This is a genomic window from Microcoleus sp. PH2017_12_PCY_D_A (genome assembly GCF_020738565.1).
In the GTDB taxonomy this organism is placed as follows: Bacteria; Cyanobacteriota; Cyanobacteriia; order Cyanobacteriales; family Microcoleaceae; genus Microcoleus.
In genome coordinates this window covers 48,970-71,255 of record NZ_JAEQCI010000064.1, presented here as the reverse complement: position 1 = coordinate 71,255, position 22,286 = coordinate 48,970, and the positions used below count along the sequence as shown (strand labels likewise).

Sequence of the window (22,286 nt, the reverse complement as noted above, 5' to 3'; positions counted from 1 at the left end):
GCAGATGAACGCGGATAAACGCGGATTATTTTATGTTTTATAGCTCAAAAATTCCCCCTCCAAGTTACTTTATGTTAAGAGGATTGAGATAAATCTTATAGCTGACTTTGCTTCTATTCTAAAGGGAATCAAGCACAAAAGCCAGCCGAATAAAAACATTCCTAGGATGGGAACAAATATTGGCCCCACTGATGGTTCTACGAACCAAGCAAATAAAGCAAACATTCCAATACTTCCAGTTGTCCACAGCCAAAGAATCATAAATGCTATGACTATGTTATGTAAACTCATCTTAATTTTGATGGAACAACCAAACGGTTGAGAATAAATCTCTCCCTTGATAATTGGCAAAAATGAATTGCGCCCGGTGATGATGCGATTGATTTTGAAGGTATTGCCAGAAATTGTTCCTTCATAAGGTTTGGCAGGTGGCGGGCCGAAGGGTAGAGTTATTCTAAAAAGTTTGGGAGGAGTGACAACTTCGTCCAACCTTTGCAAAACTTCCGAAAAAGTTAAACTGGTCGTAATTGTTAAACTCTCAAAAGGAATCAAGGATCTCAAAAATTTGACGATTTTAAGCATAAGGTTTATTCTGCTTTTTTATAGTTGTTGATGGTATTAATGCCTTTTATATAAAAAAAAGTTTGCCCTGACAGCACCGCGAAATACCAGTATACTGCAAAATAAACATTTGGATGCGATGAGTGTTTTTGACTTATGTCTAAATTGATTCCACAATCTCCGATGAAACTGCGACGGTATCTATTTTCGCTCAAAGGTCGATCGCTCGTCACCTTCACCCTAAGTCTAATTGCCTCCCTCTCGGCTATTACCCCAGCCTTTGCCGCGCTTCCTCGCAATCCCGACAAAGAGGAAACTTGCGACATTCTCGTAGCAGGCGGCGGGCTTGCAGGTGCTGCTACCGCCTACGAAGGTTTGCTGGCGGGGCGCACGGTTTGCATCACAGAAATTACTGACTGGCTGGGCGGTCAAATTTCCTCCCAGGGAACTTCGGCACTAGACGAAAGAGACACTCAGCGATCGCTCTTATTTTACCCGCGCGGCTACCTAGAACTGCGGCAGCGAATTAAGGAACATTACGGGAGACTAAATCCCGGCGGCTGTTGGGTTAGCTATTCTTGTTTCATGCCCTACAACGGCCACAAAATTCTATCTGACATCTTGCAGGATGCGGCCGAAAGAGGCAATGGTAAGCTGAAATGGTTTCCGAATACGGTGATTAAAGAATTAGCAATTACTCCGGCCTCGGCGGGTAATGCGGTTGGGGGCCAACAAATTAAAAGTGCGATCGCCATTCAACACAAACCGGCCCCCAACACCAGGCCAATCAACACCGAAACTCTGTCTCAAACTATCGAAGACGCCTATCGCTACGAAAACTCGGCGCGATTTAACAAAACTATTATTAGGTTTACTTCCAAACCGCCCAACCAGTCAAAATCAAAACCGAGAGGTGCGGATTGGTTCGTGATAGATGCGACTGAAACAGGCGAATTGATCGGACTTGCCGATGTTCCCTACCGCCTCGGAATTGACCCGCGTTCCCCTCTCGAACCTTCCTCCGCCAGCCCCACCGGCGACGCTTACTGCACCCAAGGTTTTACCTACACCTTTGCGATGGAGGCAACGAAGGAACCGCAGCAGCATCAAGTGCCGTCTTTCTATCAACAATACGCTCCTTACTACAGTTACGAACTGGCTAGATTGGCGAGTTTTCCGCTAGTTTTCAGCTACCGCCAAATTAGGAGCATGAGACCGGATGAGCCGCGCCCTTCCGATCCGAAGCAATTCCCGATTTATCCGGGGGATATTTCCATGCAAAACTGGACTTGGGGGAATGATTACCGTCCCGGTTCGGCTCAGGATAATTTAATTTATTCTAGAGCGCAATTGGCAGCAAACGGTCAACTGCAACCTGGGGGCTGGATGGGCGGTTTGCGAACGGAAACTTTGCGCCGCGGCGAAGAAAATGCTCAAGGATTTTTCTATTGGCTGGTAGCAGGAACCACTGACTCACAATTAGGTAATGGAGTGAAAAAGCCTTATCCCAACAATCGCTTTTTGAGCGGGTTGGATTCGCCGATGGGGACGGTGCACGGACTTTCTAAGTATCCTTATATGCGCGAGGGGCGGCGGATTATTGGGCGGCCGACTTTGACTCAGCCTCAAGGTTTTACGGTGTGGGAAGTTGATATGTCTCGCAATGATTTTAAGACAGATTTTTACCGCCAGAATTTGTCGGAACCAGAGTATCGCAATTTGTGGCTGGCTTTGGGAGGTTTGAATGCGCCGGCTTTGGCTGTGGGAATTCAGTCTGTTGAGGAGACAAAATCGCGATCGCGCGCGACGATTTATCCTGATAGTGTGGGTATCGGTCATTACGCGATCGACTTTCACCCCTGCATGACCAACAGCCCGCCGGAAGCGCCGGGAAACACCGAACGCGAAGGCACTCGCAAAGGTCAAGGATCGGCTTATCCGTTCCAAATTCCGCTGCGGGCAATGATTCCTCAAAAGATTGACAATATGTTAGTGGCGGGTAAAAGTATTGCGGTTAGCCACACAGCCGCTGCTGCTTATCGAGTGCATTCTTTTGAATGGTCTGCCGGTGCGGCTGCGGGAGTTACGGCTGCTTTTTCCCTGGAAAATGGGATTTTACCCTATGAATTGGTGGACGAATTGCCCTCCCGCGAACCGAATTTGGAGGCGTTGCAGTTGCGGTTGCAGCAAAATAAGAATCCGATCGCATTTCCGGGTACTTCTATCTTCAATAGTTCGTGGCAAAACTGGAAATAATCGCACTTGGTAAGTCGATTACTATAACAAAAACCGTTCGTAGTGCGGACTTCAGTCCGCAGCGTTTTGCGGGCTGAAGTCCGCACTACGAACCTTACTTATTACCCGTTCGTAGTGCGGACATTACCTGACCCCGACCAATTTGCCATCTACCTTTTGACAGAAGCACTCAGCAACTACTTTAGTCAAATAATAGCAATACGATCCCCAAAAACTGATTAAAGCTAAGGTTGCTGCTGCGCGAACCAGCACAGGAAACCAGATGTTTTGCATTATCAAATGGCGATCGCCGCCAAACCCCTTCCTACTCCCCCAAGATAACGGTCATGTCAACTTCACAGATCGCAGCCAATCCCAATAATATTTATGCCAAACAGTTACTCAAAACCTTAGTAGCTGTCAAAAAAGGGGACTTTTCAGTGAGGATGCCCATAGACCAGACCGGTCTTGCCGGGAAAATTGCTGACGAACTTAACGACATTATCGAACTCAATCAGAGAATGGCCGCCGAACTCGATCGCATCGGCACAGTTGTGGGTAAAGAAGGCAAAATTTCCCAGCGGGCAACCATCGGCAGCGCTGAAGGTTCCTGGGCAGCTAGCGTAAATTCAGTCAACACCCTAATTACAGATTTAGTGCAACCAACCTCTGAAACCGCCAGAGTAATTCGGGCCGTAGCAAAAGGAGATTTATCGCAAACCATCGCCTTAGAAATAGAAGACAGACCCCTCAAAGGAGAATTTCTCCAAACAGCCCAAATTGTCAACACAATGGTAGACCAATTGAGCTCCTTTGCTTCGGAAGTAACCAGGGTGGCTAGGGAAGTAGGAACCGAAGGCAAATTAGGCGTGCAAGCTGAAGTCAGAGGAGTAGCAGGAACCTGGAAAGATTTAACGGATTCAGTTAACTCGATGGCCGGGAATTTAACAGCCCAAGTCCGCAACATTGCCGAGGTGACAACCGCTGTAGCAAATGGCGATTTATCTAAAAAAATTACTGTAGATGTCAAAGGCGAAATTCTCGAACTGAAAAACACGATTAATATCATGGTCGATCAGTTGAGTTCCTTCGCATCGGAAGTAACCAGAGTTGCTAGGGAAGTGGGGACGGAAGGTAAATTAGGCGTGCAAGCTTACGTGCGGGGTGTCGGGGGAACTTGGAAAGATTTAACCGACAATGTTAACTTGATGGCGGGGAATTTGACGGCGCAGGTGCGGAATATTGCGGAAGTGACGAAGGCGGTGGCTAAGGGCGATTTGTCTAAGAAAATTACCGTTGATGTCAAGGGCGAAATTCTGGAGTTGAAAGATACTATTAACGTGATGGTGATCGGCTTAATTCCTTTGCTTCTGAGGTGACGCGGGTGGCGCGGGAGGTGGGAACTGAGGGTAAATTGGGCGGTCAAGCTGAGGTGAAAGGAGTTGCGGGAACTTGGAAAGATTTAACCGATAACGTAAACTCGATGGCGGGGAATTTGACGGCGCAAGTGCGGGGTATTGCTAAGGTTGTGACGGCGGTGGCGAATGGCGATTTGAAGCGGAAGTTAATGCTGGAAGCTAAGGGAGAAATTGCGACTCTGGCTGATACGATTAACGAGATGATCGACACGCTGGCGACGTTTACGGATCAAGTTAGTACGGTGGCGCGGGAGGTGGGAATTGAAGGGAAATTGGGGGGTCAGGCGAAGGTTCCGGCCGCGGCGGGGACGTGGCGAGATTTGACGGATAACGTGAATGAATTGGCGGCTAATCTTACTACTCAGGTGCGGGCGATCGCAGAAGTGGCAATTGCTGTTACCAGAGGCGATTTAACGAGGTCGATTTCCGTCGCCGCTGAAGGAGAAGTTGCCATTGTTAAGGACAATATTAACCAGATGATTGCCAATCTCCGGGAGACTACGCAGAAGAATACTGAGCAAGATTGGCTGAAAACAAACCTCGCTAAGTTCACTCGAATGCTGCAAGGCCAGCGGGATTTAGAAACGGTTTATAAACTAATTATATCAGAATTAACGCCGCTGGTTTCTGCTCAGCACGGCGTCTTATTTATGATGGAAGCTGTCGAACACGATCCGTTTCTCAAACTGTTAAGTACCTACGCTTACCGCGAAGGCAAGCATCTGGGAAATAAATTTAATTTGGGCGAAGGTTTGGTGGGACAGTGCGCCCTGGAAAAGGAACGAATTTTGTTGACTGAAGTGCCGGACAATTACGTTAAAATTAGCTCGGGACTGGGAGAATCTATGCCGCTGAATGTGGTGGTTTTACCCGTACTGTTTGAGGGACAAGTGACGGCAGTAATTGAGTTGGCTTCGTTCCGCCGGTTCAGCGAAATACACTTGACGTTTCTCGACCAACTTACAGAAAGTATTGCTATTGTTTTAAATACTATTGCGGCGAGTATGCGGACGGAAGAGTTGCTGAAACAGGCGCAATCTTTGGCAGAAGAGTTGCAAACTCAGCAAAAGGAACTAACGGATACTAACAAGCGGCTAGAACAGCAAGCGCAGGTGCAGCAGGCGAATGAGGAACTGCTGAAGAAGCAGCAGGAAGAGTTGCAACAAACGAATGAAGAATTAGAGGAACAAGCTGAGTTGCTGGCGCTGCAAAATAAGGAAGTTGAGCGGAAAAATCGAGATATCGAACAGGCGAGGGGCTTGCTGGAAGAAAGAGCCGAACAGTTGGCTCTCACTTCTAAGTATAAGTCGGAGTTTCTGGCAAATATGTCTCACGAGTTGCGGACTCCGCTGAATTCGCTGTTGATTCTGGCGAACTTGCTTTCTGACAATACTGATGGCAATTTGACTTCTAAGCAAGTTGAATACACGCGCACTATTTACTCGGCGGGAAATGATTTGTTAGGGCTGATTAATGATATTTTGGATCTCGCTAAGATTGAATCGGGCACGATGTCCGTGGAAATTGAGCAGGTGTTGTTTGCGGACTTGCGAGAGCAGTTGGATCGCACTTTCCGCCAAATCGCTTTGGATAAGAAGTTGAGTTTTCAATTAGAGCTTGAGGCTGCGCTGCCAAAAGGTCTCTATACTGATGCTAAACGGCTGCAACAAGTTTTGAAGAATCTGCTCTCTAATGCGTTTAAGTTTACAGAGCGGGGTGAGGTGAAGTTGGGTGTGGAAGTAGCGCGGGAAGGGTGGAGTTTAGAGATTGAAAGTTTAACGAGTTCCCCTAGGGTTTTGGCTTTTTCTGTTAGCGATACGGGGATTGGAATTTCTGCTGAAAAACATCGGGTTATTTTTGAGGCTTTCCAACAAGCTGATGGTAGCACTAGCCGCAAATATGGGGGTACGGGTTTGGGTTTGTCTATTAGTAGAGAAATCGCTAATATGTTGGGCGGCGAAATTAAGTTGACGAGTCGCCCTGGTGAGGGTAGTCGGTTCACGCTTTATCTGCCGCAAACTTACCAGGAATCCCGCATCATGAACGATCGCGAACCGGGAAGCGACAAGCCAAGGGCTGAGCTACCGCCTGCTATTTCTGCTGCTGTTGCTGCGCCGAATTTCCATTTGCCCGCGCCTTACCCTTCACCTTCAATCTCTGACGATCGCGAAAATATTCAGAGCGGCGATCGCATCCTTTTGATTGTCGAGGATGATGTCAACTTCGCCCGCATTCTGTTGGATCTGGCGCAGGAACAGGGTTTTAAAGGTTTAGTGGCTTTGCGGAGCGATGTCGGTTTGGCGATGGCGCGAGACTTCAAACCCACTGCGATTATGCTGGATCTAAATTTGCCTGTGATGGATGGCTGGACAGTTCTCGATCGCCTGAAACACGATCCAAGTACGCGCCACATTCCGGTTCACATTGTATCAGTGGAAGACGGGCGGCAGCGCAGTTTGCAGTTAGGGGCGATCGCGTACTTACAAAAGCCTGTCACTCGCGAGGCTTTGAGCAAAGCTTTGACTGATATTAAGGGTTTTGTGGAGCGCCCCGTGAAGAATTTGCTGGTTGTGGAAGACGACGAAACGCAGCGCCTCAGTATTGTGGATTTAATCGGCAATAGCGATGTTTCTACAACGGCTGTGGGGAGCGGTGCAGAGGCGCTAGCAACTTTGAGAGCGGGGAATTTTGACTGCATCGTACTCGATTTGGGACTGCCAGATATGACTGGTTTTGAACTGATCGAGCAGATCAAGCAAGACGCAAGTTTGAAAAGTCTGCCGATTATTATTTATACGGGCAAAGAGCTGACGAGAGCTGAGGAAACTCAACTCAAGCGCATGGCGGAAACAATTATTGTTAAAGATGTGCGATCGCCCGAGCGTTTGTTAGATGAAACTGCTTTGTTCTTGCACCGAGTTCAAGCAAATTTGCCGGCACCGAAGCGCCAAATGCTAGAGCAATTGTATCAAACAGATGCGACGCTCGCGGGCAAAAAAGTCTTGATTGTTGACGACGATATGCGGAATATTTTCGCCCTCACGAGTATGCTGGAGCGCCATCAAATGCAAATTGTGTTTGCTGAAAACGGCAGAGAGGGCATTGCTCAATTGCAAAATACGCCTGACATAAATATTGTGTTGATGGATGTGATGATGCCGGAGATGGACGGTTACGAAACAATGCAAGCCATTCGCAAGATGCCTCAATTTGCTTCGCTGCCGATGATTGCTCTGACTGCGAAGGCTATGAAGGGCGATCGGGAAAAATGTATCGAAGCTGGGGCGTCTGATTACATTACTAAACCTGTGGATACGGAACAGTTGCTCTCGCTGCTGCGTGTTTGGCTTTATAGATAATGGAAGAAGGAAGTTCGGCAGCGAGCAATGTGCGGGATGTAACGGATGTAACGGATTGACCGAAGATGGAATACTTGTCTGTTCGTAGTGCGGACTTCAGTCCGCTCTCCGGCTGCGGACTGAAGTCCGCACTACGAACCGTTTTTGTTATGGTAATCGACTGCACGTGATATGACCAATTACCAATTACTAATTACTAATGCCCGAAACCCATGAACTTGAAACAATCGAAATTCAACTCCTACTAGAGGGAATATTTCGCCATTACGGATTTGATTTTCGCAATTATGCTCTTGCTTCTCTCAAGCGGCGCATTTGGAACACTATTCGCTCGGAACGGCTCACCACTGTTTCTGGAATTCAGGAAAAGGTACTGCACAATCGGGCTTACCTAGACCGTTTCCTGCTGGACATTTCTGTCAATGTAACGACGATGTTTCGCGATCCGAGCTTTTACATTAGTTTCCGAAATAAAGTGGTGCCGTTGCTGCGTACTTATCCTTTTATTCGCATTTGGCACGCTGGATGTTCGACGGGATAAGAAGTTTATTCAATGGCAATATTGCTGCAAGAATAAGGGCTTTATGACCGCTGTCGGATTTACGCTACTGACATGAATGAACTTGTTTTTAAACAAGCCAAAGTTGGTACTTCTCCGGTGAGATAAATTCAATAATATACGCAACTCTACCACCGAGCCGGGGCAAAAGAGCGTTTTATGAGTATTACACTGCTGCCTATGAAAATGCTATTTTTGGTGCTTCGCTTAAAGATAACATTGTGTTTGCTCACCACAACCTAGCAACGGATACTTCTTTTAATGAATTTAATGCGATATTGTGCCGCAATGTGATGATTTATTTCAATTCATACCTCCAATAGCGGGTACACAAGCTTTTTTATGAGAGCTTGGGAATGTTTGGAGTTTTAGGATTAGGACATCAGGAGTCTATCAGTTTTACACCTTATGAAAAACACTATGAAGCAATTGAAAGGAGCGATAAATTGTACCGAAAAATTAAATAAAAACAATTTTGAAATTGTGGTGGTTGGCACGTCTTTGGGAGGGCTACAGGCTCTGACGGTTTTGCTGGCAGATTTGCCGCAAAGCTTTCCTTTGCCTGTGGTTATTGTCCAACACCGCCACAAGAGTTCTCAGGATAGGCTTTCTGATTTTTTACAGCAGCAAAGCTCTCTCCAAATCACGGAGGCCCAAGATAAAGAGCCGATCGCCCCTGGACGCATTTACCTGGCTCCCGCTGACTATCACTTGCTGATAGAATCGCCCTCTGAGGCTTTGTTTAGCGTTGATGAAAATTACTTTACAGGATGGAGGAGCGCGGTGGAGCCGATCGACAATTCCAAATCCCCAATCCTAAATCGCGTTTCTCCTACATTTGCACTATCAACTGAGGCTCCTGTCTGCCGCGCGCGGCCCTCTATCGATGTGCTGTTTGAGTCTGCTGCTGATGCTTTTGGGGAGAAAGTTATTGGCATAATTTTAACAGGAGCTAGTTCTGATGGCAGTGAAGGGCTGGCAAAAATTAAGGCTGGGGGAGGATTGACATTTGTGGAGGAACCTGATTCGGCTCTATGCGGGACAAGGCCCGCGTCCGCGATCGCAAATGTTGAAGTAGACTGGATTTTACCGCTCTCTAAAATCGCTCCGTGTTTAGTTAATTTGCTAACAATTAAAAATTAAAAAATTTATGAACGTGCAGCACTCCGATCGAGTAAATGTCCTTCTGGTGGACGATCGCCCAGAAAATTTGGTGGCTCTGGAAGCTATTTTGAACAAGCCGTATTACAATTTAGTCAAAGCAACTTCGGGGGCCCAGGCTCTGAAATGTCTGCTGAATCAAGATTTTGCGGTAATTTTGCTGGACGTGCAGATGCCGGGAATGGATCGATTTGAGACAGCTACATTGATTCGCTCAAGAGATCGATCGCGATCGACTCCGATTATTTTTATCACAGCATTCAGCAGTAATGACACCCACGTGTTTAAAGGTTATTCTCTGGGTGCGGTGGATTACCTCTTCAAACCGTTGGAACCGTCCATATTGACATCGAAGGTGCAGGTTTTTGTGGAATTGTTCCAAAAAACAGTCGAGGTGAAGCGGCAAGCAACAGAGTTAGCTGCTGTTAATCATGAACTAAGTAAAAGTGAAGAGCGGTTTCGCACTTTGTGTGCTTGTTCGCCGCTGGGAATTTACTTAGCTGATGTTGCAGGCCGCTGTACTTACATGAATCCGCGCTGTGAAGCGATTTCCGGGTTAATTTTGGAGGAAAGTTTGGCGTCAGCTTGGCAGCGGTGGGTTCATCCTGAAGATCGCGATCGCGTAGTAGCAGATTGGTTAGCTTGGATTAAAGAAGGTCAGGAATATTCTAAGGAGTTTCGATTAGTTGATAACGAGGAAACTGTGCGTTGGATTAACTTGCAGTCGTCGCCAATGTTTTCGGATTTGGGAAAGCCGATCGGTCACGTTGGCACGGTTATAGATGTCACAGAGCGCAAGCAAGCAGAGTCCGAACGCGGCCGACTAATTCGCGAACAAGTGGCGCGGCAAGAAGCTGAGAGAGCTAACCAGATGAAGGATTAATTTTTAGCTATTCTCTCCCACGAACTCCGTACTCCTTTAAATGCCATTCTCGGCTGGTCTCGGCTGCTTCGTTCTAAGAAGCTTGACTGAGAAACTATTGATAAAGCTCTAGAAACAATTGAGCGCAATGCTAAATCTCAGGCGCAGCTCATTGAAGATATTTTAGATGTTTCGCGGATTCGGCGCGGGAAACTAAGTTTAAATCTGCATCCGATTCAGTTGGAATATGTGATTGAGATGGCAATTGATTCTCTGCGACCGCTGGCAAGCGCAAAATCAATTGTCATAGAATGGGAATGCAGCCCAAATGTCGGTAAAGTTCTAGGCGATATCGATCGCTTGCAGCAAGTTGTCTGGAATTTGCTTTCAAATGCGATTAAGTTTACGGACGAAGAGGGTAAAGTAGAGGTGCGGTTGGAGTTAGTGGGCGATGAGGCCCAAATTCAGATAATTGATAGCGGAATTGGTATTGCTCCTGATTTTCTGCCTTATGTTTTCGATCGCTTCCGCCAAGCTGATAGCACTACAACTAGATCTTACGGGGGTTTGGGGCTGGGATTGGCGATCGTCCGTCACTTGGTGGAACAGCACGGCGGTAAGGTGGGCGCAGAGAATAATGCGGGCGGTGGTGCGAAATTTACGGTTTCTCTGCCACTTGCTCAGGAGCAGGGCGGAGGCGATTTTGATGATTTCTCTGAATTCAATGAGGCGACAGAGGCTCTCCCAGCTCTGGCTAATTTGCAATTGCTGGTGGTGGATGATGACGATGACACGCGGCAGTTTATGATTGCTTTATTGGAACAGGAAGGAGCTGTGGTGCGATCGGCAGCATCGGTGGCTCTAGCTCTAGCTGCACTGGAGAGTTTTTGGCCGGATGTGCTGCTGAGCGACATTGGAATGCCGGAAGCAGACGGCTATGAGCTGATCGCGCGGGTGAGAGAAATGGAAGTGCACCGCGGTGGAAAGATGCCTGCGATCGCCCTGACGGCTTACGCGAGAGAGTCGGAGCGCCTACAATCGCTGGAAGCTGGTTTCCAGATGCACTTATCTAAACCTGTTGAGGTAAGTCAGTTAATTGCAGGAATTACTAACCTCGCAGGAATGCTCAGAAATCCGGTGAGGCTAAAAGCTGTTGAACCAATCAAGTTAGGAGGCCAGAGTTCGGAGGCTCGCCCGGACTCGGCGGTGGAAACCGTTTAGCGAGTCAGTCGATTTTAGATTTTAGATTTTAGATTTTAGATTTACTTGCAGCGCAGAGAATCAGGGAGCAGGAACAGGAGTCTAAAATTTTAGGAGATCCACAACTCTCCTGCGGGGGTTGGTAGCGGTTTTGGGGCGGGGTCATATGATGTCCGGTCGATTACCGCAATAAGTAACGTTCGTAGTGCGTCCTGGTGTCCGCAAAATGCAAAATGCTGCGGACACCAGGACGCACTACGAACTGAACTGCGTCCTGGTGTCCGCAAAATGCAAAATGCTGCGGACACCAGGACGCACTACGAACTGAACTGCGATCGAGATCGAGGCGGTATTTAAGCCGGATTTGGTCAGTTGTTGTGAAAAAATATTAAGCTAGCTTAAAGGACGAGCGATCGACAGCTCGGAACAACACACCCGTTTTTCCCCAAAAAACCCGATATTTGCCGTTTTTGGCTTCAACCGCCCTCAAATTACAAAATTACCTGACATTCAATACATGAATATTTTTAGCAGTCTGCTTTCTGGACCAACTAAACAACCCCAAGTCACAAAACAGCGTCGAGGCATTGAAATTAAGTCGGAACGCGAAATCGAAATTATGCGGCAAGCATCGAAAATAGTCGCAACGGTACTGAAAGAAATTTCTCAACTTGTGAAACCGGGAATGACTACGGCTGATTTGGATGTTTATGCCGAAAGACGCATCCGCGAAATGGGTGCAACTCCGAGTTTTAAAGGCTATCACGGTTTCACGGGTTCGATTTGTTCTAGCATTAATAACGAAGTTGTTCACGGCATCCCCAGCCCCAAAAAAGTAATTCGGGCGGGAGATGTTCTGAAAGTAGATACGGGAGCATATTACCAAGGTTTTCACGGCGATTCTTGCATCACGATCGCAGTTGTGGAAGTGACACCGGAATCGGCCAAATTAATTAGAGTTGCAGAAGAAGCTCTCTATAAAGGTATCGAACAAGTCAAGGCGGGCGCTTATTTGCTCGATCTCGCCGGTGCGATCGAAGATCATGTTAAAAGCAACGGTTTTAGCATTGTTGAAGAGTTTACCGGCCACGGTGTCGGGCGGAATTTGCACGAGGAACCGTCGGTTTTCAATTTCCGCACCCGGGAAATGCCGAACGTGAAATTGCGATCGGGTATGACATTGGCGATCGAACCGATTTTGAATGCGGGTTCTAAGTACACTCGGACGCTGGCTGACAAGTGGACTGCTGTAACGGTTGACAATGCTATGTCTGCTCAGTTCGAGCATACTGTATTGGTGACGGATACCGGTTATGAAATTTTGACCGATCGTTCAAAAGTTTAAGTCCGAAGGAGACAAGAATAATTGTGAGTTTTGAGTTTTGAATTTTAAAATTATAGCAGTTTTCAATTCTCTGAAATACAGCTTGAGACTTAGGCACTGCCTTTCGTCGTGTCAACAAACACGTCAAACGTATTGCTGATATTCTGTCTAGCGATTAGGGCCAGATCCCCCCTAACCCCCCTTAATAAGGGGGGGACAAGAGTGTTCTTGCGTCCCCGCAACGATTAGGGGGAGTAGGGGGATTTAGGGGGATGGGGCAAGAGGCTACAAACGAGAGTTATCAAGGGTTTTAAGCGATTGTTGACACGGCTTTGGACACGGCGCCGCGTCCAAAGCCGAGCATCTGTAATTCACTCAACTGAAAACCGCTATAATAACTTTCTAATCGTTCGATCGAAACCAAACTCAAAACTCAAGAGTTTGATCGCAAATTTTTGAGTTGCTTCTATAGATGGAGTGAAAAAATAGTTGAATTCGGCTAAATTAAAAGATAATAGCGGTAAAACGTAAGGGTAAGGGATATGTCAGCAAGATTATTATTGGTAGATGATGAACCGGGTTTGCGGGAAGCGGTACAAGCTTATTTGGAAGATAGCGATTTTTCGGTTGAGGTTGCCAGTAATGCTCGGGATGGCTGGGAACTCTTGCAGCAGATAAATCCTGATTTGGTGATTTCAGATATTATGATGCCGCAGGTGGACGGTTATCAGTTTCTCAAGCAAGTGCGGGAAGATCCCCGCTATAAGGCTTTGCCGGTGGTGTTTTTGACGGCTAAGGGGATGACGGGCGATCGCATTCAAGGTTATCAAGCAGGCTGCGATGCTTATCTTTCTAAGCCCTTCGATCCCGACGAGTTGGTGGCAATTGTCACTAATTTGCTGGCGAGGCGCGCGGCGGCTAAGGAGACGGGCGGCAATGCTGAAAGTCCTGATATTGCTGCTTTGGCCAGCCAAATGGCGAGAATTGAGTCTTTGCTGAGCGGGCGGAGTGCGATCGTCCAAAGTAGTTCGTCGGTCAAAATTGATTTGACTCCGCGAGAGCAAAGTGTTTTGGATTTGGTTGCTCAAGGTTTGATGAATAAGGAAATTGCCCGCCGTTTGGAAACTAGCGTGCGGAATGTGGAAAAGTACGTCAGCCGTTTGTTTAGCAAAACTGGTACTAACAGCCGTACTGAGTTGGTTCGCTACGCTCTCGAACACGGTTTGACAAAGTAGGAACCGTCTGACTTTTGCTGGTGGCTCTTCCTTGCCACTCTGCGTTACCAGGAAGAGCCTGGTAACGATAATTCTACCAAAAATTATAATTTTTAAGTATTGACATATATGTTGTGAATGTGGTATGTAGTTGGGCTGGGTCCCTCTTGAGACGTATATATAAAGAGGGCCCAAGCCCAACTACGTACCTATTTACGCTCTCTGGCGTGTATTTGTAGGCCGATCGCACTTTTCGCCGTTTTCAGCCTGAAATAGAGACTCGCCCTCATTTCCCAAATTACTTACAGGAAAACCTGATTGTTTAAGAGTTTTCACCAAATAAATGAGTCTGAAGCCCCGTCCTTTTAGGACGGCTTTAATTGTCTTTAAATTTTCCGGCTTTTATTAGCAAGTCATAGTACAATAGAGCAAGTAAGCAACAAGAAGGAATGAAAGCAAGGTATCAGTTCCGTTTCTATCCGACCGACCAACAACGACAGAGCTTAGCTCAGTTGTTTGGCTGTGTTCGTGTAGTCTGGAATGATGCCCTTGCGTTATGCAAACAGTCAGATAAAAAGCCCAAATCGGCAGAGCTTCAAAAAGTAGTAATAACTGGGGCAAAGCAAACCGTTGAAAGAGCTTGGCTGGAAGATGTTTCATGTGTCTCCTTGCAGCAGTCTGTAGCGGATCTAGAAACGGCTTTTAAGAACTTTTTTGATTCTTGCAAGGGAAAGAGGAAAGGGCGTAAAGTAGGCTATCCAAAGTTCAAAAAAAGGACTAGCAGCCAATCGGCAAGACTTACCCGTCGTGGCTTTTCCCTGAAGGAAAATGGCGGTGTTTATTTAGCCAAAATTGGGATAGTCAATCCTATATGGTCTAGAGAGCTACCATCATATCCTAGTTCAGTAACGATCGTCAAAGATTGTGCCAACCGCTATTTTCTTAGCTTTGTAGTAGAAGTTCAACCTATCAGTATTGACGCCCAAAACCAAAACGTCGGTATTGATTTAGGGATTAAAACTTTTGCTGTAATGAGTAACGGGGAAAAAGCCCAAAGCCCTAGCTATAGAAAGCTAGACATAAAAGTTCGCAAGCTCCAAAAACAGTTAGCACGTCAACAGAAAGACTCAAAACGTCGCCATAAAACCAGGATTCAAATAGCAAAAACACACAATCAAATTGCCGACTTGCGTAAAGACTTTCTACATAAACTATCAACCAAAGTGGTAAGTGAAAACCAAACTATTATTTTGGAAGATTTGAATGTATCGGGCCTGGTCAAAAACTGCAAACTTGCCAGAGCAATTAGCCAGCAAGGATGGTACGAATTTCGAGCTTTGTGTAAGGCTAAATCTGAAAAATTTGGTCGTGAGTTTAGAGTAATTAGTCGCTGGGAACCAACCAGCCAAGTGTGTGCGGACTGCGGGTTTAAGTGGGGGAAATTAGACCTTTCTATTCGTTCAGTGCTTTGCTTAAACTGTGGCATTGAACAAGACAGGGATGAGAACGCTGCGAGAAATATACAAAAAGTCGGGATAGGGCATTGCCACGACTCTAAATGGACACAGAGGAAGAGTAAGACTACTTCGGTAGCATCATCCGATGAAGTGTCAAGAATCACCGCGCCTGATAGCCGGTGAGTATGTCAAGTAATCAATATAAACGGGAAGAGCTAGCCGGATACCCTCCGTCAGGCAAACTTGCCCCGAAGTGTCACAGATCGGGGTATATTTTGTCGAAAAATAAGCGATTATTAATTAATAGCAGCGCAGTCAAGTAGTGGCGGATGTTTGAATTTATAGCAGCACCAAAATTTAGTTGATACTAGGAGGAGATTATGAGGAAAAGCACGGCGCGACAAAGGATAAGTGCAATGGTAGCACTGCCGATCGTACTAATTGCCAATACAACTCAAAGTTTGGCCGCCGATACCAGTCAGAAAATCGAGCCAAATAAGCAAGTGTCTAATTTAGGTGATGAGCTTGATTTAGAGATGGCGGCACCAACCACAACAATCCTCATTGAAGAAAGCGAAGATTGGGATCGACCTGATTTTTCAGCTACTAATTTAGATATGGAGATTGATAAATTTATGCTCGAAAATGTGCTCGAAAATGTGCTCGAAAATGTGCAAGTTGTCATTGAGGAACCGCCGCCCGTAGTTTATCTCAGTGCGGCGAGGGGCCAGCAAAGCAGGGAATGCAAGATTTCAGCCGTCTGTGAATAACTGCATCGGATTTGTGGGATTTTTGGCGATCGACTTTTTTGCTCGGGAGAATGTGAGCCGCCGAGGGTAAAAAAAATCAGTAAAATCCGGTGGATTTTCCTGAGATTATGATAATAACAGAGTATGTATTTTTTGGGGTATGCTTTAAGGGCGCTTAAAAGAATCGGACAGTTTCAGAGCTGAGGTACGGGCAGCTAGAAACCGACTTTCTACGAGTTTTAGGTTTAGTAACGAGAAATATATAGTCGTTCTCAAAAATATAGGGTATGTTGTTGGGCTTGGGCCCTCTTGGTTTAATTGGTTATATAAGCTGTCAGGCATACCTCATCTTTTTGAGAAAGGCTATATTTATTATATCGTTGACCGTTGCATAGGAATGATTTAATCGCAGAGAACACAGAGGACACAGAGAGAGAATAGAACTCTGAATAATTGTGATGTTAGAGGCTACTCCCGAATCCGATCCCCCCTAACCCCCCTGGTGGGAGGGGGGGACAAGAAATATCCTCAAAGTCCCCCTTCAACCAGGGGGATGCGAGGGGGATCGAGATATATGCAATGACCCATTAAATTGGTATCAACTGTCAACTGTCAACTGTCAACTGTCAACTGAAAGCATCTACATCTATCAGGATTTTCAAATATTATGGTTAATTCGCACTGCCACCAAGACACCGCAGCAGAGCAAAACAAAAGTGCGCTGCAAACTCTCTCCCGGACTCTTTCAATGTCTCAGGGGCAATTTTCGCTGATTTTGGTGCGGTGCAATTACAGTGCAATGCGAGAGCAAACTGTACGGCAATTGCGGCAGCAGTCTAATGTCGAAATTCGAGAAATTGTCCTCCCCAAATCTGTTAAAACTCTGTACACGACGATCGAAACCGAACTTGACGGCAGCCACCCCCAAGCTTTAATGGTGTTTGGATTGGAGTCGGTAAGTGCGATCGATCGCGTGTTGACATCTACCAACTACGTCAGGGAAGAATTTCGCAATAATTTTCCCTTCCCAGTGGTGCTGTGGGTGACAGACAAAATCTTAAAAAAACTGATTCGGTTAGTCACAGATATCGAAACTTGGACGACAAGCGTTGAATTTGTACTCGGCCCAGACGAGTTGGTGGATTTTTTGGGCAAAAGTTGCGATCGCATTTTTGCTAAGATTTTAGAAAGCGGCAAATGGCGTTTAAGTAACTCTGCCATTCTCGGAGCCAATTCTTTAGCTGAATTAGAGTCGGCGAGACAAGACTTGCAAACTTGCAACATCAGGTTAGAACCAGCTATTGAAGCAAGCTTGCAATTTATTCGAGCCCGAGACGAATATGCCTGTCACCGCATCCATGCGGCTCTTGAATTGTATCAAAAAAGTCTCAGTTTTTGGAAGTATCAAGTAGCATTTATCGGCCCAAAAACAGAATTTAGCGATTTGTTATTTACCGTTCACCCTGCACCAGTATTAGAGGGAATTCTAGTATTTTACATCGGTCTTTGCTACCGCTTCCAAGCAGAAAAGCACCGCAGCGGCAACCGTCCTTACTGGACGGAAGCTAAAAATTATTTTCAGCAATGTATTGATGTTCTCGAACGCGCGGGACAGCCAGATCTCGTCGGTATATTCATCAATCAACTCGGCGAAGTATTGCAGCATTTAGAAGATTGGGATGCACTCTGGAATTTAGCTCTCAAAGCTCGGAGGTTACATGAAAATATGGAAAACTCAACAGTTAATTTGGCTCAAGATTACGGCTTTTTGGCTAGAGTAGCCTTAGAGCAAAAGAATTGGCAAGGGGCGAAAGAATGGGCTTTAGTCGCCCTGCAAGCTCTCAACTCAAAATTTGAAGCAACGGGACACGGAACGCCTCTAAAATCGCAGCATCAAGGCTTGTATTTGTTAATTTTAGCAGAGGCCCAGAGCGAGTTGGGCGAGGTTGAGGAGGCGATCGCGCATTTAGAGCTAGCTCGATCGCAAACCGAAGCTTGCTACAACCCGCAACTGTATTTGCGGGTTTTAGAAATGCTGCGAGGATTTTATTTTCAGCGGGGAGAATATCTCAAAGCATTTCAGCTCAAGCAAGATTATCGATCGGTAGAACATACGTATCGGTTCCGAGCTTTTATTGGAGCCGGAAAATTGCAGCCGCACAGAGAAGCGATCAATCCCGCCGAAACAGTTGCCGCCGCTCCTACTATTGCTGACGAAATTACCGCTTCCGGCAGAGAAGCAGACCTCAACCGCTTGATATATAGGATGAACAATACCCCGGACAAACTGACAGTAATTTACGGTCAGTCTGGAGTTGGCAAAAGTTCAATTGTCACCGGGGGATTAGTGCCCGCGCTCAAGCAAAAAAAGATCGAAATGCGGACTGTTTTGCCGATAGTGCTGCAAGTTTATAACAACTGGCCGCGGGAATTGACCAGACAGTTATCTGCCGGAAAAGCTGAAATATTCGATCCGGAAATTTTCGATGCAGTACCGGGAGAAGCTTCGGGAGATTTGACCGCAGCAGGCCCAGTCAACGGCAATCTGCGGCAAGAATTCAACGGCGGCTCGGTTGGAATCAATCAGGATCGGATTGAGCAGTCACAGCCTGTAGAAGTAATTGTCGAAAAACAGGCGATCGAATACGAAAAAATCATCAAAGAGTTGCAAACAAATTCAGAACATCTAGTGACAGTTCTGATATTTGACCAGTTTGAAGAATTCTTTTTCGTGTGGAAAGAGCCTGCGGAAAGACAGATATTTTTTGATTTTTTGCGGGAATGCTTGACAATCAAGTATTTAAAAGTCGTCCTGTCTTTGCGGGAAGATTACCTGCACTATTTGCTGGAATTTGCCCGACCCAAAAACCCGACAGAATTGATCAAAAATGATATTTTGGCGGACATTCTCAGCAAAGATATTCTGTTTTATTTGGGTAATTTTTCCCAGGGCGATGCGCGATCGGTAATTCGTACTTTAACTGAACGATCGCAGTTTTACTTAGAACCCGAGCTGATCGAAGAATTAGTCAAAGATTTAGCTGGAGAATTGGGAGAAGTCCGCCCGATCGAACTGCAACTTGTGGGCGCTCAACTCCAACAAGAAGACATTAGAACTTTAACTCAATATCAGGAACTGGGCAAAAATCCGCAACAAAAATTAGTCGAAAGATTTCTCGAAGAAGTCATCAAAGATTGCGGGCCAGAAAATGAAGGAGCTGCCCGCCGAATTTTGTATTTTCTCACAGATGAAGATGAGATTCGACCCCTAAAAACCCGCGCCGAATTAGCCTCGGATTTGGCTATATTTGCAGCAACTGACAAATTAGATTTAGTCTTAGAACTGCTAGTCAAATCCGGTTTAGTTTTTCGGTGGACGGAACTGCCGACAGAGCTTTATCAGCTCGTTCACGACTATCTAGTTAGCTTCATCCGCCAGCAGCAGGAATTAGATAAAAAGGCAGAATTCGAGGAACTCCGCAAGCAAAACCAAATTAACCGAGATGAAATTGAACAAATTCGTAAAGACAGAGAGCGAGATGCTTTGCTGTCGGAAGCTAGAGAAAACCAGCGCTTAGCTAGAGACAAACAGCACCAAGCGGAAGCTCAACTTTATCAAAGTCGGAGATGGCAATTGCGGGCGGCGATTCTAGGAGTGCTGGTACTCGGAGGTGTTTCTTGGATAGGATTCGAGCAAGCAAAATTAGCAGAAAGCGCGCGGCAAGAAGCAGAAACAAGTCGGACTGATGCCCTAAATTCGGCGTCGGAGGCTTTGGTACTTTCTAATGAAAAGAATCAATTAGGAGTGTTAGGAAATAGTGTCAAAATCGGCAGTGATTCTCTGAAAAGTACAGCGCTGCCTGTGGATACTAAAAATAAAATTGCTGAAAGGCTCAGACAAGCAGTTTCGGGGGTGCAAGAACGCAACCGTTTCGAGCAGCACAGCAAGTTTGTTTTGGATGTGAGTGTGAGTCCAGATGGCAATTCAGTTGCTTCGGCAAGTGCTGACAAAACTGTTAAATTGGTCAGCAAATCAGGTAAGTTATTAAAGACTTTCAAGCACGGCGATATCGTGACGAGTGTTAGTTTTAGCCCGGATGGGAAAACGATCGCGACTGGTGGCGCCGATCGCACAATCAAAATTTGGCAAGTGGATAATGACAAAAGTGCGATCGCCACTTTATCCGGCCACCGCGATATCGTCACCAGCGTCAGTTTCAGCCCCGACGGCAAAACCCTAGCTTCCGGGAGTCACGACAACACCGTCAAAATCTGGAACCTAGAAACAAAAAAATTGCTGCAAACCTTAACCAAACACAAAGACTGGGTGCTCGGCGTCAGTTTCAGCCCCGACGGCAAAACAATTGCCTCAGCAAGTGTTGACAAAACTATCAAACTTTGGAATCGCAAAGGTAAAACCCAGAAATTTCAAATTAATCCCAAAACATTAACCAAACATTCTGACATTGTTTACAGCATTAAGTTCAGTCCCGACAGCCAACAACTCGTCTCAGCCAGTGCCGACACCACAGCCAAAATTTGGAATCGAAAGGGTGAGGAAATCAAAACTCTCAAAGGACACAACGATGCAGTTGTCAGCGCGAGTTTCAGTCGCGACGGCGAAAAAATTGTCACCGGCAGCGCCGACGATACGGTGAAAGTTTGGAGTCGCAGCGGCACTTTGCTCAACACTTTTCGAGGACATCAAGACGACGTGAGGGCCGTAAATTTCAGCAGCGACGGCACGATTGCTTCCGCCAGTAAGGACAAAATGGTGAAACTTTGGCAACCCAACAGCACTCCGTTAAATAAGATTTTATCGGGGCATGGAGATTGGGTTTATAAAGTCAGTTTTAGCGGGGACGGCAAAACAATTGCATCTGCTAGCGGCGACAATACGGTGAGACTTTGGCATCCTGATGGCAGTTTAATCAAAATCTTGGAAGGTCACAAGGATTCTGTTACCTGGACGAGCTTTTCGCCGGACAATAAAACTGTGGCTTCTGCCAGCGATGACAAAACAGTGAAAGTCTGGAGTTTAAACGGGAAACTGTTAGATACTCTGCGTCATAGCGGCATTGTAAGAAGCGTGAGTTTTAGTTCGGATGGCAAGATAATTGCCGCCGCCAGTGCCGATCGCAAATTGTACCTTTGGCGCTGGAACGGTACTAAAGCAACTTTGCTTGCAAAACTCGATCACAGCAATCCAGTAATTAGCGTTAGTTTCAGCCCCGACGGCAAAACTATTGCTACTGCTACCGCTGCTGAGAATAAGGCAAGTGGAACACAAAATGATGCTGAAACGGCTGGAGAAAAGAGAGTTTACCTCTGGCAATTTAACGGTACATCGGCGAAGATGCTGAAATCTCTCGATCACGCAGACAGTGTAAGAAATGTCAGTTTCAGTCTAGATGGTAAGACTGTTGCTGCTGGTTGTGCTGACAAAAAAGTTTACTTGTGGGCTTTTGATGGTAAGGCGGCAAATTTAACTGAAAAACTCGACCACAGCGATACTGTGGAAAGCGTGAGTTTCAGCCCAGACGGCAAGTTGATTGCGGCGGCGAGTGCGGGAAATACTGTTAAGCTGTGGAATTTTGACGGCAAGCAGGCGCTGCTATCGAAGACTTTGGAATCGAGCGATCGGGTGTTGAGCGTTACTTTTAGTTCTGACAGCAAAATTCTAGCTTTTGCTAGCAGGGATCGGACTGTAATTCTGTTGCCTGTGGAGAATTTGGAGCTAAATAATATGATTGCTCGGAGTTGCGAGTGGTTGGGGGATTATTTGCAGAATGACCCGAATGTCGCTGAGGGCGATCGATTGCTTTGTCTTGGGTTTGGCAAGCAGTCGTTAAATAAGAGGAAGTAAACCTGGTTTGTAAAATAAGAGGAAATAAACCCGGTTTGTAAAATAAGAGGAAATAACCCAGGTTTGTAGTGAGGACTTTAGTCAGGTTTGTAGTGAGGACTTTAGTCCAGGTTTGTAGTGAGGACTTTAGTCCAGGTTTGTAGTGAGGACTTTAGTCCAGGTTTGTAGTGAGGACTTTAGTCCTTTCTTTTGGTGGAATAAATAAGGACTGAAGTTCGAGGTTTGTAGTGAGGACTTTAATTTTTTATTTTGATGGCATAAATACAAACAGAAGTTCGAGGTTTGTAGTGAGAACTTTAGTTTTTTATTTTGGGGTGAAGA

15 protein-coding genes are annotated in these 22,286 nt (G+C 46.1%); 14 read left to right on the top strand and 1 reads right to left on the bottom strand.

Annotated elements, in window-relative coordinates; all coding sequences use genetic code 11:
- Window positions 1–69: 69 nt before the first annotated feature.
- Window positions 70–582 (bottom strand): hypothetical protein, encoded by a 513-nt coding sequence (locus JGK39_RS19390; protein ID WP_293250462.1) that lies wholly within the window; start codon window positions 580–582, stop codon window positions 70–72.
- Between the two features lie 162 nt (window positions 583–744).
- On the opposite strand from JGK39_RS19390, the gene JGK39_RS19385 reads away from it, so the two are divergent.
- From JGK39_RS19385 to JGK39_RS19330, 14 genes are all read left to right on the top strand, one after another.
- A complete protein-coding gene (locus JGK39_RS19385) occupies window positions 745–2,817 on the top strand; it encodes an FAD-dependent oxidoreductase (RefSeq protein ID WP_366048861.1) in 2,073 nt (690 codons plus the stop codon).
- A gap of 326 nt (window positions 2,818–3,143) precedes the next feature.
- A complete protein-coding gene (locus tag JGK39_RS33660; RefSeq protein ID WP_366048856.1) occupies window positions 3,144–4,175 on the top strand; it encodes a HAMP domain-containing protein in 1,032 nt (343 codons plus the stop codon).
- 5 nt (window positions 4,176–4,180) lie between these two features.
- On the top strand, window positions 4,181–7,573 hold the full coding sequence (locus tag JGK39_RS19380; RefSeq protein WP_366048857.1) for a response regulator: 3,393 nt from the start codon (window positions 4,181–4,183) through the stop codon (window positions 7,571–7,573).
- Window positions 7,574–7,772: 199 nt separating this feature from the next.
- Window positions 7,773–8,114 carry a hypothetical protein gene (locus JGK39_RS19375; protein WP_293296367.1) on the top strand — a complete coding sequence of 114 codons (342 nt, stop codon included), beginning with the start codon at window positions 7,773–7,775 and terminating at the stop codon, window positions 8,112–8,114.
- Between the two features lie 122 nt (window positions 8,115–8,236).
- Complete coding sequence (locus JGK39_RS19370) at window positions 8,237–8,455, top strand: CheR family methyltransferase (RefSeq protein ID WP_366516000.1); 219 nt, start codon at window positions 8,237–8,239, stop codon at window positions 8,453–8,455.
- Window positions 8,456–8,552: 97 nt separating this feature from the next.
- Window positions 8,553–9,275 (top strand): chemotaxis protein CheB, encoded by a 723-nt coding sequence (locus tag JGK39_RS19365; protein ID WP_293250453.1) that lies wholly within the window; start codon window positions 8,553–8,555, stop codon window positions 9,273–9,275.
- A gap of 7 nt (window positions 9,276–9,282) precedes the next feature.
- Complete coding sequence (locus JGK39_RS19360; RefSeq protein WP_293250450.1) at window positions 9,283–10,176, top strand: response regulator; 894 nt, start codon at window positions 9,283–9,285, stop codon at window positions 10,174–10,176.
- A 9-nt stretch (window positions 10,177–10,185) separates the two neighbouring features.
- On the top strand, window positions 10,186–10,266 hold the full coding sequence (locus JGK39_RS33655) for a histidine kinase dimerization/phospho-acceptor domain-containing protein (RefSeq protein WP_366048862.1): 81 nt from the start codon (window positions 10,186–10,188) through the stop codon (window positions 10,264–10,266).
- 147 nt (window positions 10,267–10,413) lie between these two features.
- Window positions 10,414–11,376, top strand: a complete 963-nt coding sequence (locus JGK39_RS19355; protein ID WP_293250447.1) for a hybrid sensor histidine kinase/response regulator — start codon at window positions 10,414–10,416, stop codon at window positions 11,374–11,376.
- 496 nt (window positions 11,377–11,872) lie between these two features.
- Window positions 11,873–12,700: a type I methionyl aminopeptidase gene (gene map, locus JGK39_RS19350; protein ID WP_293250444.1), complete on the top strand. Its 828-nt coding sequence runs from the start codon at window positions 11,873–11,875 to the stop codon at window positions 12,698–12,700.
- 521 nt (window positions 12,701–13,221) lie between these two features.
- Window positions 13,222–13,914, top strand: a complete 693-nt coding sequence (locus JGK39_RS19345) for a response regulator transcription factor (RefSeq protein ID WP_293250441.1) — start codon at window positions 13,222–13,224, stop codon at window positions 13,912–13,914.
- Between the two features lie 428 nt (window positions 13,915–14,342).
- Window positions 14,343–15,533 (top strand): transposase, encoded by a 1,191-nt coding sequence (locus JGK39_RS19340; RefSeq protein WP_293250438.1) that lies wholly within the window; start codon window positions 14,343–14,345, stop codon window positions 15,531–15,533.
- Window positions 15,534–15,730: 197 nt separating this feature from the next.
- A complete protein-coding gene (locus JGK39_RS19335) occupies window positions 15,731–16,120 on the top strand; it encodes a hypothetical protein (protein ID WP_293250435.1) in 390 nt (129 codons plus the stop codon).
- A gap of 646 nt (window positions 16,121–16,766) precedes the next feature.
- Complete coding sequence (locus JGK39_RS19330) at window positions 16,767–21,965, top strand: WD40 repeat domain-containing protein (protein WP_293296369.1); 5,199 nt, start codon at window positions 16,767–16,769, stop codon at window positions 21,963–21,965.
- Window positions 21,966–22,286 lie beyond the last annotated feature (321 nt).